This is a genomic window from Virgibacillus sp. 7505, from assembly GCF_002272135.1.
In the GTDB taxonomy this organism is placed as follows: Bacteria; Bacillota; Bacilli; order Bacillales; family Amphibacillaceae; genus Terribacillus.
The window spans coordinates 1-289 of sequence record NZ_NPBF01000157.1; the positions used below are offsets into that span (position 1 = coordinate 1).

Sequence of the window (289 nt, forward strand, 5' to 3'; positions counted from 1 at the left end):
ACCAAGCATTCTCTGGTGAGGCTGCCTTTGGCATGCTTCTTCTAATCGTAATTGCCTGTGTCGGGCAAGCTCTTGGAAAGTCGCTGCCTTTCCCTATTCCGAGTGTCGTTTATATCATTGTCATCGGCATTATATTGTCTTTACCAGAGACGCCGTGGGGCCCACTCGTCATTGAGCTCACCTCCCACATCCAATTGCTTTCTATTGCCACACCTATACTCGCTTATGCCGGTATTGCCATAGGCCGTTCATGGGCTGATTTTGCGGCGATCGGTTGGAAAGCAATGGT

1 pseudogene is annotated in these 289 nt (G+C 49.8%); it reads left to right on the plus strand.

The features are described 5' to 3' along the window. Window positions 1-289, plus strand: a pseudogene (locus tag CHH91_RS18395) (hypothetical protein); the annotation flags it as partial.